The 15,476-nt window shown below is 47.9% G+C and carries 12 protein-coding genes; 5 read left to right on the forward strand and 7 right to left on the reverse strand.

Translation table 11 applies throughout. The annotated features are described in order from the left end of the window. Positions 1 to 22: 22 nt before the first annotated feature. Positions 23 to 727: a PspA/IM30 family protein gene (locus AAIH57_RS26645; protein ID WP_430023629.1), complete on the reverse strand. Its 705-nt coding sequence runs from the start codon at positions 725 to 727 to the stop codon at positions 23 to 25. A 229-nt stretch (positions 728 to 956) separates the two neighbouring features. After that, a complete protein-coding gene (locus AAIH57_RS26650; RefSeq protein ID WP_430023631.1) occupies positions 957 to 1,169 on the reverse strand; it encodes a hypothetical protein in 213 nt (70 codons plus the stop codon). Positions 1,170 to 1,405: 236 nt separating this feature from the next. On the opposite strand from AAIH57_RS26650, the gene AAIH57_RS26655 reads away from it, so the two are divergent. The 4 genes from AAIH57_RS26655 (at position 1,406) to pdxA (ending at position 6,597) form a co-directional block, all read left to right on the forward strand. Beyond that, positions 1,406 to 3,088 (forward strand): PrpR N-terminal domain-containing protein, encoded by a 1,683-nt coding sequence (locus AAIH57_RS26655; protein WP_430023632.1) that lies wholly within the window; start codon positions 1,406 to 1,408, stop codon positions 3,086 to 3,088. A gap of 168 nt (positions 3,089 to 3,256) precedes the next feature. Further along, complete coding sequence (locus AAIH57_RS26660; RefSeq protein ID WP_175397138.1) at positions 3,257 to 4,243, forward strand: 2-keto-3-deoxygluconate permease; 987 nt, start codon at positions 3,257 to 3,259, stop codon at positions 4,241 to 4,243. A gap of 60 nt (positions 4,244 to 4,303) precedes the next feature. Further along, the gene (locus AAIH57_RS26665; RefSeq protein ID WP_430023633.1) at positions 4,304 to 5,599 is read left to right on the forward strand and encodes a four-carbon acid sugar kinase family protein; all 1,296 of its coding nucleotides are present in this window, start codon (positions 4,304 to 4,306) and stop codon (positions 5,597 to 5,599) included. Continuing rightward, complete coding sequence (pdxA, locus tag AAIH57_RS26670; RefSeq protein WP_430023634.1) at positions 5,596 to 6,597, forward strand: 4-hydroxythreonine-4-phosphate dehydrogenase PdxA; 1,002 nt, start codon at positions 5,596 to 5,598, stop codon at positions 6,595 to 6,597. Before AAIH57_RS26665 ends, pdxA begins: the two co-directional genes overlap by 4 nt. A 125-nt stretch (positions 6,598 to 6,722) precedes the next feature. Here pdxA and AAIH57_RS26675 read toward each other — a convergent pair whose 3' ends face one another. From AAIH57_RS26675 to AAIH57_RS26695, 5 genes are all read right to left on the reverse strand, one after another. Continuing rightward, on the reverse strand, positions 6,723 to 7,853 hold the full coding sequence (locus AAIH57_RS26675) for a glycoside hydrolase family 88 protein (RefSeq protein WP_430023635.1): 1,131 nt from the start codon (positions 7,851 to 7,853) through the stop codon (positions 6,723 to 6,725). Positions 7,854 to 7,886: 33 nt separating this feature from the next. After that, the gene (locus AAIH57_RS26680; protein ID WP_430023636.1) at positions 7,887 to 10,220 is read right to left on the reverse strand and encodes a helix-turn-helix domain-containing protein; all 2,334 of its coding nucleotides are present in this window, start codon (positions 10,218 to 10,220) and stop codon (positions 7,887 to 7,889) included. Positions 10,221 to 10,264: 44 nt separating this feature from the next. After that, on the reverse strand, positions 10,265 to 11,149 hold the full coding sequence (locus AAIH57_RS26685) for a carbohydrate ABC transporter permease (protein WP_175397142.1): 885 nt from the start codon (positions 11,147 to 11,149) through the stop codon (positions 10,265 to 10,267). A gap of 28 nt (positions 11,150 to 11,177) precedes the next feature. Beyond that, positions 11,178 to 12,104, reverse strand: a complete 927-nt coding sequence (locus AAIH57_RS26690; protein WP_175397143.1) for an ABC transporter permease subunit — start codon at positions 12,102 to 12,104, stop codon at positions 11,178 to 11,180. A 70-nt stretch (positions 12,105 to 12,174) separates the two neighbouring features. Continuing rightward, positions 12,175 to 13,752, reverse strand: a complete 1,578-nt coding sequence (locus tag AAIH57_RS26695) for an extracellular solute-binding protein (protein WP_430023637.1) — start codon at positions 13,750 to 13,752, stop codon at positions 12,175 to 12,177. A 405-nt stretch (positions 13,753 to 14,157) separates the two neighbouring features. Between AAIH57_RS26695 and AAIH57_RS26700 the strand changes: the two genes are divergently transcribed. After that, the gene (locus tag AAIH57_RS26700) at positions 14,158 to 15,309 is read left to right on the forward strand and encodes a glycosyltransferase family 2 protein (RefSeq protein ID WP_430023638.1); all 1,152 of its coding nucleotides are present in this window, start codon (positions 14,158 to 14,160) and stop codon (positions 15,307 to 15,309) included. Positions 15,310 to 15,476 lie beyond the last annotated feature (167 nt).

Genomic DNA, 15,476 nt, shown 5'->3' on the forward strand with positions numbered 1-15,476 from the left:
ACGAAATATAATCGTATAACTCCTATTTATTCTTCAGCTTCTCCTGGATTGCTGCGAGTTCCTCCTCCGCACTTGGCGTCGCATTTTCATTATTACCCGCATCGGCGTTCATTTCTTTCTCGAGCTGGGCAATAAGTTCATCCAGATCATCCTCCTGCTTCCCTGCCCGGAGTTCAGCAAGTGCTTCCGCTTCATTCAATGCCTGATTGGTCTTGTCTTCCATCGCCTGAAATGCTGCATTCGCACTTCCGGCAGAGGCATTTCGTTCATTAGCAAGCTGCTGGGCTCTCGCATCTGCCATTTTGCCCTTGAGCTCTGTATGCCGAGCTTCCAATTGCCCCATATCCACCACCAATTTCTCATGCATATGCTTCATCATTTTGGCTTTTGCGGAGGCCCGATCATAGGCTGCCTGTAACTCGTTCATTTTCTCCGCTTGCTTCACTTTCTTCTCCAGAAAACTTCGCGCCTTATCTTCATCGCCTGACTCTGCCGACTTCTCTGCATACCGCTGCAGCTTCTTGATTTCGGCACTGCATTCGTCCAAAGCCCTCTTCGCCCTGCTCTCCTCTGACAGCACCGCCGCCATCTCCGCCTTTACCTGGCCCAGATCGCTGCTCAGACTCCGCATGTATTCGTTCACGGTCTTCTCCGGATCTTCCGCCCGAGCCAGCAAGCTGTTCATATTGGCCTTCATCACGTCCCTAAACCTCGATAAGATTCCCATATCACGTTCCTCCTCCGAAAAGTTTACATATACCCTATAATACATGAATTCCGGGAACGGGGTTTCATTTCCCTGGATTGGACAGGTATTTCCCATTCAAAAATCCTTACCTTATCATGACCCTAATCATCTTCCTGCAACAAATAAAGAACCAAAAGAAAAACCACCAGATATCGCTGTTGGTTTCTCTCACGCTATTTTCACTTAATGACGCTAGCCGTTATCCAGATCAGGCGGGAAGACTCTCTACTGCAGTAAAGAATACATCCAGCAAATCAACACCAAAGTTTACCTCAACGTACGCTGTAATTACCTTCAGATCCTCTTCCCGCTGATACTCCAGGCATGGACGCCCCTCACTCCACAATACCCTGCACGGAAACTCACTGACAACGCATCGGATAATGTGATCCGGTTCTACCGTTTCACGAAATGCTGCCATCGCATGACGCTCCTTTCTTTCCTTTCCATCGTTGATGCTTATGTATTCATTTTGAAAAAGTGGAATTCTGACTTCCGTGATAATTGTCACACTCTCTTGAATGCAGATCAGCCGTTCGGCCATCTTTTCTCTCTACTTATATTCAAGCTGCCCGGAGCCAAAGATGCCAATCCCACGTAAGTTGGCTATAATAAGGGAACCATCCGAATGAGATTTCTATAAAAGGCAGGAAAATTATGCGTACACGAGTTCATATTATCGCTCCTTACGAATCCATGACTACCATTATACAAGAATGCGTTCCCCGATTTCCCCAACTTACCATCCAGTACGAGGTAGGTGACCTGATGAAGGGCGCCGAACTGGCCTCCCAAGCTGAAAAAAACGGGGCGGATATTATCATTAGCCGCGGGGGTACTGCCCAGCTGATCAAGGAAGCTGTCACCATTCCCGTTATTGATGTGCAGCTGTCGGGATATGACATGATTCGTTCCCTGACATTGGCCAGCCAGTTTAACGGCAAAACGGCCATCGTAGGCTTTTCCAATATTACATCGGGTGCACAATCGATTATTGATCTGATGGATTTGCCTCTCAAGGTATATACCATACGCAGTTCCGAAGATGTGGCCAGACTGCTGCTGGAGCTAAAAGCGTCCGGATACCGTCAAATTGTCGGGGATGTTATCACCGTAAATACTGCCAGAACCTATGGACTTGAAGGATTGCTGATCCAATCCGGCAAGGAAGCCATTCTGCGAGCGTTGGAAGATGCCCAGTTGGTATATCGGTATTTGAGCAAAAATCGTGCAATATCCGTTATTCTGAACAATCTGGTCACGCAGGAGCATCCGAATCTGCTTATTTTAGATGAACGGAACGAGATTGTATTCGAAAACCTGACGGATTTCGAGCAGAACCCACTGACCGATAATCACATTCATCTAATTAACACCAATCTGGAATTTCATCAGTCCCAAGTCCAGAATATGTTTATGGTTGACGACTACCAGCTGACAGTGACAGCCTATGAAACGACGCTCAATACTAAGGCTTATAAAGTATACACACTCGAAAAGGGACAACCTTACCAGTTTGCACAATTTGGCATAACAGCTTACACCGATATTTCCATAGAACCTATCGTCGCAGAATCACCTGCCATGCAGGTGACGCTGAAGAATATCCGGGCACTATATGAAAATCACGAACCCATTTATCTGCTTGGCCATGCCGATTCCGGCAAATCATTTCTCGTAAAACATATTCATCAAATGTACTCGGGTGGTGGACTATTGCTGCAAATGGATCTGTCCCAGGTACCTGCTGGCCATTTGCATAAAATACCGCTCTCCAAGGTACGCAACGTGGAAATGAATCATATCGATAGTCGCCTAAATGACGAAGAGCTAATCTCATTCATTCAGACCTGTCTCGATAGGCAGATTGGTGTATTCATCCTGGGTGAAGAGCCATTGAATCCGCATTGGAAGCTTAATATCGAGCTCAATACCATCATGATGCCAAGTCTTGCAGACAGGGTGGAGGATTTGGCTCCACTCATCCAGCATTTTCTAAGCGGCTACTATCAGAAGTATGGGACGGCTGCAGTGAAAATAAAAGACGATGCGCTGCAGTTGATCCGAGATCAAGTTCCGCAGATGACAGTCAACCAGCTGAAGCATCTTATCAAACAGGCTGCCCTGAATGAGCAGGATTATGTGATCTCGACGGATACGTTATCCCGCTTGCTTAATCAGCATTCTGCTTCGAACACGATGAGGCTGAACGGTACGTTGAAAGAGATTGAGAAGGAAATCATTCAGCACGTCCTGCAGGAGGAAAACAACAATCAATCCAAGGCAGCGGATCGCCTGGGGATTAACCGTGCCACGTTATGGCGTAAACTTAAAGAATAATCTTTAAGTTTACGCTTTTTTTACGCCCCAATGTGTTGCATATTTAAACACATAATGCATTAATTTAAATTTGCAATAAATTATTGTTGCTAAAATAAACAATATGCGATAACATAAGTCCTGCAAGCGCTTCATGAAAACGATTACTCACATAAAGGAGCTACTACTATGAACATTAAAGCGACATTGGATCGCATTCCTGGCGGTATGATGGTTGTCCCGCTGTTACTTGGTGCAAGTATTAACACATTCTTCCCCAATGCCTTGCGGATTGGTGGTTTTACTGAAGCCCTGTTCGTGAACAGTTCAAGCACACTGATCGCCCTGTTCCTCCTGATTGCCGGTACGCAAATTACGTTCAAGACAGCCGGTTCGTCTGTAGGTAAAGGCGTTACGCTGCTTGTGTTCAAGTGGGCCGTTGGTGCAATATTAGGTTTGATCGCCATTTTCTTCGCAGATTCCAATGGATTATTCCTTGGCCTGGCACCGCTTGCCATTATTGCCGCGATGACGAATTCCAACGGCGGACTGTACATCGCATTGGCCGGACAATACGGCAAAGAAGATGATAAGGCGGCTTATCCATTCCTCGCACTCAGCGACGGACCTTTTCTTACCATGGTTGCACTCTCTATTTTCGGTGCGATGGGCTTCGCCAATGGCATGTTCTCCCCGATGGCTTTTGTAGCCGTACTGCTTCCACTGATCGTCGGTGTTGTTATTGGTAACCTGGATCGCAACCTGGCTGAATGGCTGCACAAAGGCAGCGACAAGCTCGTTCCATTCTTCGCCTTTTCACTGGGTATGGGAATCAACTTCTCGTCCATTATTCAAGGCGGACTAGGCGGCATCATGCTGGGTGTAATTACTGTATTGATCACTGGCGGCGTTGGCTACCTGCTCTTCAAAGCCATTGGCTGGAATCCCATTGTCGGAGCTTCGGAAGGTTCCACAGCCGGTAACGCTGTAGGTACACCTGCTGCCATCGTGGCTGCCAATGCTTCATTTGCCCCAATTGCTGAAATCGCTACCGTACAGATTGCGGCGAGTGTTGTGACAACAGCCATTCTGCTGCCGATTTTCATCGGATTCCTCTCCAAACGGCTGGAGAAATCAGGCGGCGTCGAGAAATACAATCAAAGACCGACCACATAAAGCAGCAACCTTATACGACCGGACATGAATTCATTTTTTTCTCAAGGAGGCGATAACAGCATGAAATTAGCCATTATTGCAGATGATCTGACTGGTGCCAATGACAGCGGGGTTCAGCTTGCCCGTCATGGTTTGAAAACCAGTGTACTATTTAATATGGACGAGAATAACATTCGTCATTACGATGCTGTTGTTTTCGACACGGATAGCCGCTCCATTGCCTCGGATGAAGCTTATCAGCGCGTTAGCAGCGCAGCCGAGTTTCTGACGAGAAACGGATTTGATACCATTTTCAAAAAAATGGATTCTACTATGCGTGGTAACATCGGAATTGAGATTGATGCTTTGTACGACGTGATTAAACCGGATTTCATGATGATTGCCCCAGGGTATCCGAAAAATAATCGCACGATTCGAAATGGCACACACTACCTGAACGGCATTGCACTGGCCGACACCGAGATCGCGAACGATCCGAAAACACCGGTGACCGTTTCGTATCTTCCGAAACTATTGAAGCTTCAAACGAAGTATGAAGTAGGCGAGATCAGCGTATCTGATCTGGAAGCAGGCAAGGATCATATTCAGAAGAAGTTAAACCAGTTTAAAGAAAACGGGATCCCATACGTGCTTGTGGATTCGACGGAAGAACTGCATCTGGAGCAAATTTTGCAGATGACCAGCGAGCTGGAGTATACCTTTGCATGGGCAGGTTCAGCGGGTATCGCCAATTATCTTCCCGGACATTACCGTCTGGAGAATAAATCAATCGAACTGACCATACCGGAAAACCCCGGACCCATCCTGACTGTCGTAGGCAGTGTAAACAAAAACTCTCGGGAGCAGCTGAAGCAGCTGCTGCAGCAAACAAGTGTCTCATCTATCCCGTTCCATTCCTTCAAAGCCGTATCCGCTGCAGCAGATCGGACAGAGGAAATGGAGCGTGTATACGAAGAAGTAAAGGCCAAGGCACTGGAAGGCAACGACGTTGTCTTGTACTCCACGGCAGAGCAGGTCGATGTCGAATTGGCACGTGCCACGGGAGAAGCCCGCGGCCTGGATCACACCGAGGTCAGCAACGAAATTGTACGGGCGATGGGCGAGATTTGTGCCAGACTGCTCGAAGAAGGGTATTTCAAAGGTGTATCCATGACAGGCGGAGATACCGCCAAGCAAATTTGCATGAAGTGGAATATTAGCGGCTTCGAGCTGCTTGATGAACTTGAGATCGGTGTTCCGGTATCCAAATTTATTGGAATTGAAGATCTGCACGTCATTACGAAAGCAGGCGGATTCGGTACACCTGACGTCTTTATCCATGCGATTCAAAAATTAAAAGGAGGGATTCCAGTATGAAACCGACAGTTGGAATTACAATGGGCGATGCAGCAGGTATCGGACCCGAGATTATTATGAAAGCATTGGGCCATCAAGAGGTCTACGACAACTGCAACCCGCTCGTTATTGGTGATGCGAAAATATTGGAGCGCGTTCTGCCCGTGATCGGATCAAGCTTGAACGTAAATGCCATTCATGAGCCTTCCGAAGCCAAGTACGAGTTCGGCACGGTGGATGTTATTGATCTGGATCTGGTTCCTGCCGATCTGGAGTACGGAAAAGTATCTGCCATAGCGGGAGACGCAGCCTTTCAATTCCTGGCCAAAGCCATTGATCTAGCCAAAAAACAGCAGATCCATTCCATCTGCACCGCACCTTTGAACAAGGAAGCCTTGCATCAAGGTGGGCACCTGTATCCGGGACATACCGAAATTCTGGCTGACCTGACCGATACACAGGATTTCTCGATGATGCTGACTACACCTAACCTGCGGGTCATTCACCTTACAACACACATGGGCTTGATCGATGCCATTGCCAGCATCAACCCGGAAAGAACCTACACGGTGGTTAAGCTTGCGCATGATACACTCAAAAAAGCAGGCTTCGATAATCCACGTGTAGCTGTATGCGGCATTAACCCGCACGCAGGCGAGAACGGATTGTTTGGTAATGGAGAAGAAGAAGAGAAGCTGCAGCCAGGTATTGAGCGCGCGCAGCAGGAAGGCATTAATGTGGTTGGTCCTCTCCCTGCTGATACACTGTTCTTCCGTGCAGGCCGCGGTGACTTCGATATCGTTGTGGCTTGCTACCATGATCAGGGACATGCTCCGATCAAGGTTATGGGCATTGAGGAAGGCGTGAACATCACCGTTGGCTTAAAAGGCGGCATCATCCGCACTTCCGTGGACCACGGTACAGCCTTCGATATCGCAGGCAAAAACATTGCCGATGACAAAAGCATGCTGGCAGCCATTCGCTCTGCCATTGAACTTGCTCCGAAAACGCAGATGTAACAGCACGTGTATCCAACTATAGAAGCAAAACAAAGCAGCGACCTTTCCTTGATGGGAAGAGTCGCTGCTTTTGTGTTTCATGTACCCTGCTTGATCATATTTGCTTCATCTTATTGCCTACCGTTCTAATTCCGGTCATACCAATATCCAGGAATGCCCCGCTCCAGACGCATCAATGCTTCGAGATAGAAATAATCACCCCAGATCACATAGTCATCCGGTGAATCCCCGCCTCTGACGGAGTAGGAGCCATGCTTGAGTAATCCTTCTTCGGTTTCGGCCCCATGAGTGGAGTAATTCTGTACCAGAGACGTCATCGACTTCTGCACCGCATCCAGGAAAACCTCACGTTCAGGATCGGATGGATCCATACGCTCTACAATCTCCAGGATTCCGCATGCGGCAATGGCAGATGCAGAGCTGTCCCGTTTCGTTTCGGAGGTTTGGGGAGCATCAAAATCCCAATACGCCACATGATCCTCAGGTACATGAGCAATAAAATAACGGGCGAGACGCTTCGCTGTTTCGAACATCTCTGCACTTTGCAAATAACGACTGCATAATGCAAAGCCGTATATCCCCCATGCCTGTCCACGAGTCCATGTGGAGCCGTCATTATACCCCTGATGTGTTCCGCCGCGGATAGCTTCACCAGTACCCTGATCAAAATAAAAGGTATGATAACTGGAGTCATCTCCCCGGACCAGAAAACGACGGCTTTTCTCGGCATGGAGCTTCGCCACGCGGTGATACTCTTCGTTATTCGTCTGTTCATACGCCCAGAACAATAGCGGCAGATTGAGCAGGCAATCAATAATGATTCGCCCTCCGTTGTTCACATCGCCTTTACGTCCCCAAGCCTGGATCAGTCCGGCTTCCTCCCGCCAGCGTTTCATCAGCATATCTGCCGCTTCCAGCGTAAGTTCCCGTGCTGAGGCATCATGTTCCACAATCCACTGCGCCTTGGAGGATAACGAATAGAGAAAACCAATATCATGGTGGTCAAAGATGCTTTTCCGCTCCATGCGCGTCCGAAAGTTAGCGACGGTATCTACAGCTGCCTCACGATACAGCGGATCCTGGGTATATTCCGTGCATAACCACAGAATGCCTGACCAGAAGCCTGCCGTCCACTCCGTGTTGTCGTTCAGCATATAATGCTCATCGCCGTTACTTACATGGGGAAATCGTCCCCCGAATCGGTCAATATTGTGCCGGGTGACTTGGAGTGCATCTTCAATCGCCTTTTTCCACATGAAACCAATTCCTCCTCTATGGATCTATTGTTTTCAAACCTCATGCTGGATGAGCCTGCTGTTTTGCTTGTATTGGCCGGGCGTAATGCCCTCATATTTTTTGAAGACACGAATGAACGAATTGCTGTTCAGGAAGCCTACACGCTCGGATACGTCCTGAATTGTCAGTTCCTCGGCCTGTAATATTTTCTTGGATTGCTCAATGCGGTATTGGTTGATGTAATCGATCACGTTGACTCCGGTCTGTTCCTTGAAGTACTTGGAGACATAGGTTGGATGAAAACGAAAGCGCTCCGACAAATGGGTCAGACCCAGATTGACATCTGCGTAGTTCTCCACAATGAATTCAATCAGCTGGTCCTTCAGCTCTGCATTGCGGGAGCGCTTGCGTTCATGCACCATCTGACAGATGCTCTCCAGAATCCGAAGTAACTCGGCTTCCATCTCCTCAAAAGTCTCACATGCACACAGCTGCCGGATCAGATCATTACGATGAGTCAGCTCGTTCTGGTCATCTGTCTTGATCTGTTCGGTGGCCTTCAAAAAGGTACCGATTAACTCAAACATGAGACAGCGTGCCAGTTCAACAGACAAGGGCTCTCCGGTAAAATTGGTCATCAGAATTTCGTTCATCACTTCGGTTGAGCGGGCATAATTGCCTGTCGCAATATAATTAATGAGCTGTCTTTCCAGATCGAGAGGGTAGTACAGTTCCTCTTTTGGCCTGCGAATCCGGTTCTGGTCAATAATTTGCCCGATCCCCAGAATCAGTCGATATTCCAGTGCCTCTTCCGATTCACGAAAACCGTCTGCGATCTCTGCTACTCCTTGATGAACATCGCTTACCCCAACAGAAAAGTACACACAAAACCGTGACCCGATAAAACGCTGGGCTTCCTCGACTGCACGGACTAGCTGGGACCCGGCATTTTCCCCATACTCCCGGATGTTGACGAGAAATGCGATCCTTCCGTCAATGTCTGCCGAATATACATGGCCCACGGAACCCATCATTTCCTCCAGCACATTGGTCAGGATCAGGTGCACAAATTGATATTTTTCCTCCTGATCCTGCTCGCGTACTTTTGTACGGAACAATCCTTCAACGTTCTCAATATGCAAGAGCAAGACGGCAAACGAATTTGATTCGAACCGAATACTCAGCCGTTCCAACGTTGAAGCAAACTCTTCGCCTGTCTGAACCCTTCCCTTCATCAGCTTGGAAAATAGACTGTTCCGTACCACGTTTTGTTGATCCTTGAGCCTGCTTGCGAATTGATCCTGCTCTTCCCAGGCACGAACCAGTACCGATTGCAGGATGCCATATTCATCGTCTGGCTGCTCCAGCTTCCATTTGACCTTGTCGGAGATAATGTTCATGATCCGTCCAAGCGGACGGTAATTTCTCCGTGTAAACCACCAGGCTGCCACACCGCCAATCATAAGCCCAGCCGCAACCCCGCCAATCGTAATATTGCGGATGACCGTTAGCTTCTTGGCATAGATCCGGGTAGGTATGATGGATACATACTTCCAGTCCTGGACCTTGGAAGAGATCTGGGACATGGTGACAGATTCACCGTTCCAGTCGATCGTCTCTGTTTTCCCACCTGTATCCTGCTGGAGATTCAGATCTCCGCCTGCTTTGTAAGGGGTTTCAAAGGATCCTGTAGAAAACAAAGTATTACCTTCACGATCCAGGATGAATACGGTACTTTCTTTTTCCAAACGCACATTATCAATCGCTTGCTGGAACCGATTCGGGTCCAGATTGACCACGAAGGTAGCGGGGCTGTCGGCAGCGCTCTGGATGGGAAACGGCTGCAGGTAGACAAGCGTCTCTTCAATACGCCGGTCTTCACTCCGAACCGCCATTTTCCGGAACATGCTCTTACCGGTATCATGCATCAGTCCAGTCCACGCTTCCTCAGTTACATCGGTGCCTTTATAGAACATGTCATACAGATATTTTTTCTGAATAAGTGAAGAAGATGACAGGGCAACATCGGAGTTTTTGATATAGATATATAATTCACTAATTAGGCCGTTTCCGACGCGTGTGGATTTGAGGTTTTTGATAAGCTCCAGTCCCATCAACCTCCACCGGGCATCCTGTTCTGACGCATGGTTAATGAAGCTCGTCAGCTGGGAATCGGCCATCAATTGATTGCTAATGCTGCCAATATCGCCAATCTGATTATCGATCGTCTCCTGCACCTGGGATAACAGCACCATGTTGGAACGATTAACCTCTTCCTCAAGTAAGATGCGGGACTCGGCAAAGACAGCTGCACCGATCACAATCGGGATGAGCAGAATGACCATGTAAGAAATGCTCCAGGACAGCAGGATGCTTTTCTTCTTCATGAGTCTCCTCCTCACATTGTGGTTTGGCATGGCCTACGACTGATTTATTCCTTGATTGCTCCGATCATAACACCTTTGACAAAGTATTTCTGCAGAAATGGATAGATAAACAAAATAGGGAGTGTGGCCACCATGACGGTTGCATATTTTACACTTTCCCCGATCGCCTCTTTGTCCACGGCTGAAGCTCCTGTCGTCATGGAGTCCGTACTGTTCTGGATCAAAATTTCGCGCAGGACCAGCTGAAGCGGAAACAGATTTCGATCCCGAATGTACAGGATAGCACTGAACCATGAATTCCAGTGGCTGACCCCATAAAAGAGAATCATCACTGCAATAACCGGCATGGACAATGGCACCACAATCCGCCAGAGAATCAGCATCTCTCCTGCCCCGTCCATCCGGGCTGACTCCAGCAGACTTTCCGAGATTTCCTGAAACGATGTACGCATAATAATCAGATTATAGCTGCTGATCAAACCGGGTACAATCAGGGCCCACAGGCTGTTCCCCATATGAAGCGTATTGTTGATCAACAGGTAGGACGGTATGATTCCGCCGTTGAAAAACATCGTAAATACGATCGCCAGCATAATCGGATTGCGGAGCATAAAGCTTTTGCGAGACAAGGTATATGCCCCCAGAATGGTAAACAGCAGATTCAGCGCAGTACCCACAACAACAATGAATATCGTGTTTCGGTACCCGGACAGAATGTTCGGATTGCTGAGAACGAGCTTGTAACTCTCGAGTGTCAGACCCTTGGGAAAGAGCAGCAGTCCTCTGTGGGCCATGAGCTGACCGGAATCGCTGAACGATGCATTCAGCACATGCAGCAGCGGATACAAGGTTACAACAATCAGGCCAGTCATCAGGATGGCGTTGGCACCACCAAACAGCCGCTCACCGATTGATCGTTTTATTTTCATTGAATTCCCTCCCCCACCTCATTCCTGACTAGAATAGCTTGGTATTGGATATCGCTTTGGACAGGCGGTTGGCACCGATTAGCAGCGTAAAGTTAATCACGGATTGGAACAAACCTACCGCAGTCGTATAGCTGAACTCAGCACTTTCACTAATCCCTTTGCGATAGACAAACGTGGAGATGACATCGGCCGTATCATACACATTCGGATTATAGAGCAAAATAATTTTCTCAAAGCCGATCTCCATCAGTCCGCCAATACGGAGAATAAGAAGAATCAAAATCATTGGAATGATGCCGGGCAGCGTAATATGCCAGACCTGACGAAGGCGGCTCGCCCCATCCACATTCGCTGCGTCATAGAGCTCCGGATTGATTCCGCTAAGAGCAGCCAAATATATGATGCTGGAGAAGCCGAGTTCCTGCCATATGGATGAAGCCGTATAAATGGTACGGAAATTGGCCGGATCGCTGAGAAGTGCACTGCTCTGACCGCCAAAATAACCAATAATGGTGTTAAACAGCCCATCGCGGGACGAGAAATCCACAATCATGCCGCAGATGACAACGATCGAGATAAAATGCGGAATGTACGAGACGGTTTGCACCGTGCGCTTGAATATTTCATTTCGGATCTCATTTAGAAGCAGTGCAAGCAGAATCGGTGCAGGAAAGCCAAATAACAGTTGATAAAAGCTCAGCACCAGGGTATTTTTCAAAATCCGCCAGAAATAGTAACTCTGAAAGAAATCCCGAAAGTGCTGCAGTCCCACCCAATCACTGCCCCATATGCCCTTGCCCACCGAATAATCCTTGAATGCAATGATCGCTCCGTACATGGGCAGATATTTGAAGATGAGAAAATATAAAACGACGGGAAGAGCCATCCAATAGATCGCTTTATTCTTTTTGTAATTGAGCCATAACAAGGAAAGCTTGTGCGACACCTTCTCCATCCCCTTCCTTTTTCATTCAAAGAGGGCAGCCGTGAGGTTGAAGTGATTCAACCCCACGATCGTCTCTTCCTTATCTGGCGTTATAGCGGTCCAGTGCGCCCTGCTGGATTTCAAGGGCTCGTGTAACGTTGAACTTGTTGATCTGCTCGACAAACTTGTCAAAGTTCTCAATCGGCTCGACCCCAATGACAAACTTGACGAACATTTCGTCCCGATACGTTCCAATATCGCTCATGATTTTGCTGTATTCCGTGGATTCTTCTGTTGTCAGGCTGGTAGGAGGAAGGCCTACCTTTAGTGTATTGTCGCTGTATTTGGAGAACAGAATCGCAGCATCCTTCTGCTGCTGGAGCTGATAATACTGCTCATTGTACCGGTCGTCATCTTCGCCCACGAAGGGGTAGTTGGCAATAAAATGTTTGGCCATCGCTTGGGCAACTGACAATCCATCCGGGTTTTTCAAAATTTCATCGGTATAGGTCGGGTAACCATCCTTCATCGTATAGGTGAGGCCCTCCACACCGAAATTTTTCAGCATATGACCTTCTTCACTAAAGAAATAATCGAGTGCTTTGACCGTTTCCTCCGGATGTTTGTTGCTATTGGTGATCACGACGCCGCTGCTGCTCCACTCCCAGGAACGTCCCGTAAACATTGGCTCATCGCCCTTGTTCCGCACCGGATATTGGACGGCTGTCAGATTGGCGTTCGGATCGGTTTCCTGCAGAGCGGGCAGGTAGCGGCCTACACCTCCACCGATGAAGGTGAAAAAGGCACCCGCCTGACCACTCAACACTTTGGCGTCAAATGTCTTCTGATCGTTGGTGGCAAAGTCAGGATCGATCAGTCCCTCCTGGTACCAGCGATGAAACATCGTCAGAAATTCCTTGTATTCGGGCTCGATTGGCCCATAGACTACCTTGCCATCCTTCAAGAACGTGTTGTTAGTTATACCGTAAGCCTCCAAATAGGTAGGCGCTGCAGGTCCCATCGTTGTCATTTTAGGTGGTGCACCGAACAACAGCGGCGCGGACACGCCTTTTTTCTCTTTGAACGCTTTAAGTACGGTTTCCCATTCCTCCAGCGTTTCCGGTTTCTCCAGCTTCAGCTCATCGAGCCAATCCTGACGGATGAATGTACCGCCGAAGGTTTTGTATTCCCCCAGACGCAGATGCGGAATGGCATAGATATCTCCATTGTCCGCTTTCAACTGTTTGGCGACCTCGGGGTTCTCCTCAAGGATCTTTTTCAAATTGGGAGCGTATTCATCAATGAGTTCGTTAAGCCGGATGATGATGCCATCATTGAACAGCTTGGCGTAATCTCCATTTACAAACATGGCATCAGGCAGCTGATTCGAGGCAATCATGACATTGAACTGTTCGGTCTCGGCACCCACCGCAGGATGCTGGAATTCGATCTTGGTGTTGGTCTTCTTCTCCCATTCCTTAATCGCCGTGATTTCATTCATGCTCTTGAGCGTAATGGAAGCATTCGTGTTCATCGACATCCAGATTGAAATTGGTGTAGGACCGTCTCCTTCCGCCTCACTCGCCTTTCCACTTTCTCCTGAGCAGCCTGCAAGAGCAGTCAATCCCATCATCAGGCAGATTCCAATTGTCAGCCGTTTTCTCCATGACCGTTTCATCACTTCACGTCCCCCCATGTGTTCGTGTAAGATGCCGGACCCCTTTGTGCTGAGCCCTCTTCATAAAGTTACTGCCTGGCCGCCATTATGGCTATCCTCCATTCTTGCTGGGATATCCAAAATTTGATATTTCCTTATCCGGCGCAGGATTTGCACATGCAGGCAAAAGATCGAGATCATATTTTTAGGAATGACGGCGAGCGAGGAAATATCCGGCATCCCTTCCTGTAGACCGTCTGGTAAATCATTTAAAAGGAAGAATGCGATCGACCAAGCCTGTTTCCAAAACCTTAGGGTGTTTGACCAGTCACCCCCAACCATATGGAATAAACTAATATCACTTCTTTCTTGAACGTGTTCGGTTTTCCATAAGGAGCATCAACAAACCTAAGGGAGGAATATAGCATGGCGATCCGCTACAGTATCATTATCCCAACGTATAATCGGGCCCATCAGTTATCACTTACACTGGCCGCTTTTGAAGCGCAGACCTACCCGAAGCATCTATTTGAGGTCATCGTTGCTGATGACGGTTCCACGGATGGATCGAAAGAGCAGGTAGAGGCCTTTCAAGCTTCATATCCATTGATCTATGTATCCCAAACAGAACAACGCGGCAGATCTGCTATTCGGAATTTGGGGCTGAAGCATGCCAAGGGGTTATACGTCATCTTCTGTGATGCTGACTTTCTGGCACTACCCGAATTCATCCGAACCGTACGGCAGTATCATCGTAAAAATCCCAGAGCCGTGGTTTCTGGCTTTCCGCATTCTTTCGATGGTTCATATACCCACTACTATCCGGACTTTTCCCCAGAAGAGAAAGAACATTGTCATGCGGTCCTCGCAGCATCAAACTCATGGGGTCCCGAACTAGAAGCTGCGAATGAAATTATTCCGTTGGTAACACCCGCAGATATCATTCATCATACAGATGCTTTGTCACGAGTGGTTTTTCCATCCAAAATGCCGCCGGGTGTCATCAAACAATTTGCGAGTACAGATGTAGCTCCCTGGATGGTATTTGTTACTCGGTGTGTATCCGTCCGGCGTAGTCTGCTGAATCGCGTTGGGGGTTTCAACGAAAGATATGTACTTTATGGGCTTGAAGACTGGGATTTGGGCTACAGGCTGCACTGTTTGAAAGTGCCTTTCTATTGCATCAAAGAGGTCGTAGGCTATCATCAGGAGCACCCAACCCACTTCCGGGGGGATGTGCTCAATACGGAGAATCTGCGAATCATGTTGGAAACCTATGGCTTCAATGATTCCGCACTGAATTTATTTTGCGTTGTACCTCCATCCGCTGACCTCGAAACCTACAAAAGTACACTACGGATCCTGCGCAGAGGGTTTCGGTCTAAAGCAACACGTTCTTCCGCACGGTTGTTAAGGAGAACTCTACGCATTGCAGCCAAGCAGTTCTTACTTAAAACTGATGCGGCAGCATACAAAAATTCATTGGACAAAATTCAGCGGAAGGCTCAAGGCAGAAAAAGTCGAGTGGCTCGGGTTTTACGGGATATGGTACAGAGAGCCGGGAAATTGGTGGAGTAGTTCGGGATTCAAATTAAGTTTTAAAAAGTACTCATGAGTTGAAAATCTTAATTATTCTTTTCAAGTAAAAACAAAAAAGCCTCCTATCTACATCTCTGCAGAATAGGAGGACTCGTTTCCTTCGTGCTCTTGCCTGTGCTCGTTCTCCTCACCTTACGGTGAATTGC

The sequence above is a fragment of the Paenibacillus sp. MABNR03 genome (assembly GCF_050455445.1).
In the GTDB taxonomy this organism is placed as follows: Bacteria; Bacillota; Bacilli; order Paenibacillales; family Paenibacillaceae; genus Paenibacillus; species Paenibacillus xylanilyticus.

Coding starts and splice junctions, on each gene's coding strand:
- AAIH57_RS26690 (WP_175397143.1), bottom strand. CDS start 12,104: ATGGAGAAGGTGTCGCACAAGCTTTCCTTGTTATGGCTCAATTACAAA.
- AAIH57_RS26655 (WP_430023632.1), top strand. CDS start 1,406: ATGCGTACACGAGTTCATATTATCGCTCCTTACGAATCCATGACTACC.
- AAIH57_RS26650 (WP_430023631.1), bottom strand. CDS start 1,169: ATGGCAGCATTTCGTGAAACGGTAGAACCGGATCACATTATCCGATGC.
- AAIH57_RS26680 (WP_430023636.1), bottom strand. CDS start 10,220: ATGAAGAAGAAAAGCATCCTGCTGTCCTGGAGCATTTCTTACATGGTC.
- AAIH57_RS26660 (WP_175397138.1), top strand. CDS start 3,257: ATGAACATTAAAGCGACATTGGATCGCATTCCTGGCGGTATGATGGTT.
- pdxA (WP_430023634.1), top strand. CDS start 5,596: ATGAAACCGACAGTTGGAATTACAATGGGCGATGCAGCAGGTATCGGA.
- AAIH57_RS26685 (WP_175397142.1), bottom strand. CDS start 11,149: ATGAAAATAAAACGATCAATCGGTGAGCGGCTGTTTGGTGGTGCCAAC.
- AAIH57_RS26665 (WP_430023633.1), top strand. CDS start 4,304: ATGAAATTAGCCATTATTGCAGATGATCTGACTGGTGCCAATGACAGC.
- AAIH57_RS26645 (WP_430023629.1), bottom strand. CDS start 727: ATGGGAATCTTATCGAGGTTTAGGGACGTGATGAAGGCCAATATGAAC.
- AAIH57_RS26695 (WP_430023637.1), bottom strand. CDS start 13,752: ATGAAACGGTCATGGAGAAAACGGCTGACAATTGGAATCTGCCTGATG.
- AAIH57_RS26675 (WP_430023635.1), bottom strand. CDS start 7,853: ATGTGGAAAAAGGCGATTGAAGATGCACTCCAAGTCACCCGGCACAAT.
- AAIH57_RS26700 (WP_430023638.1), top strand. CDS start 14,158: ATGGCGATCCGCTACAGTATCATTATCCCAACGTATAATCGGGCCCAT.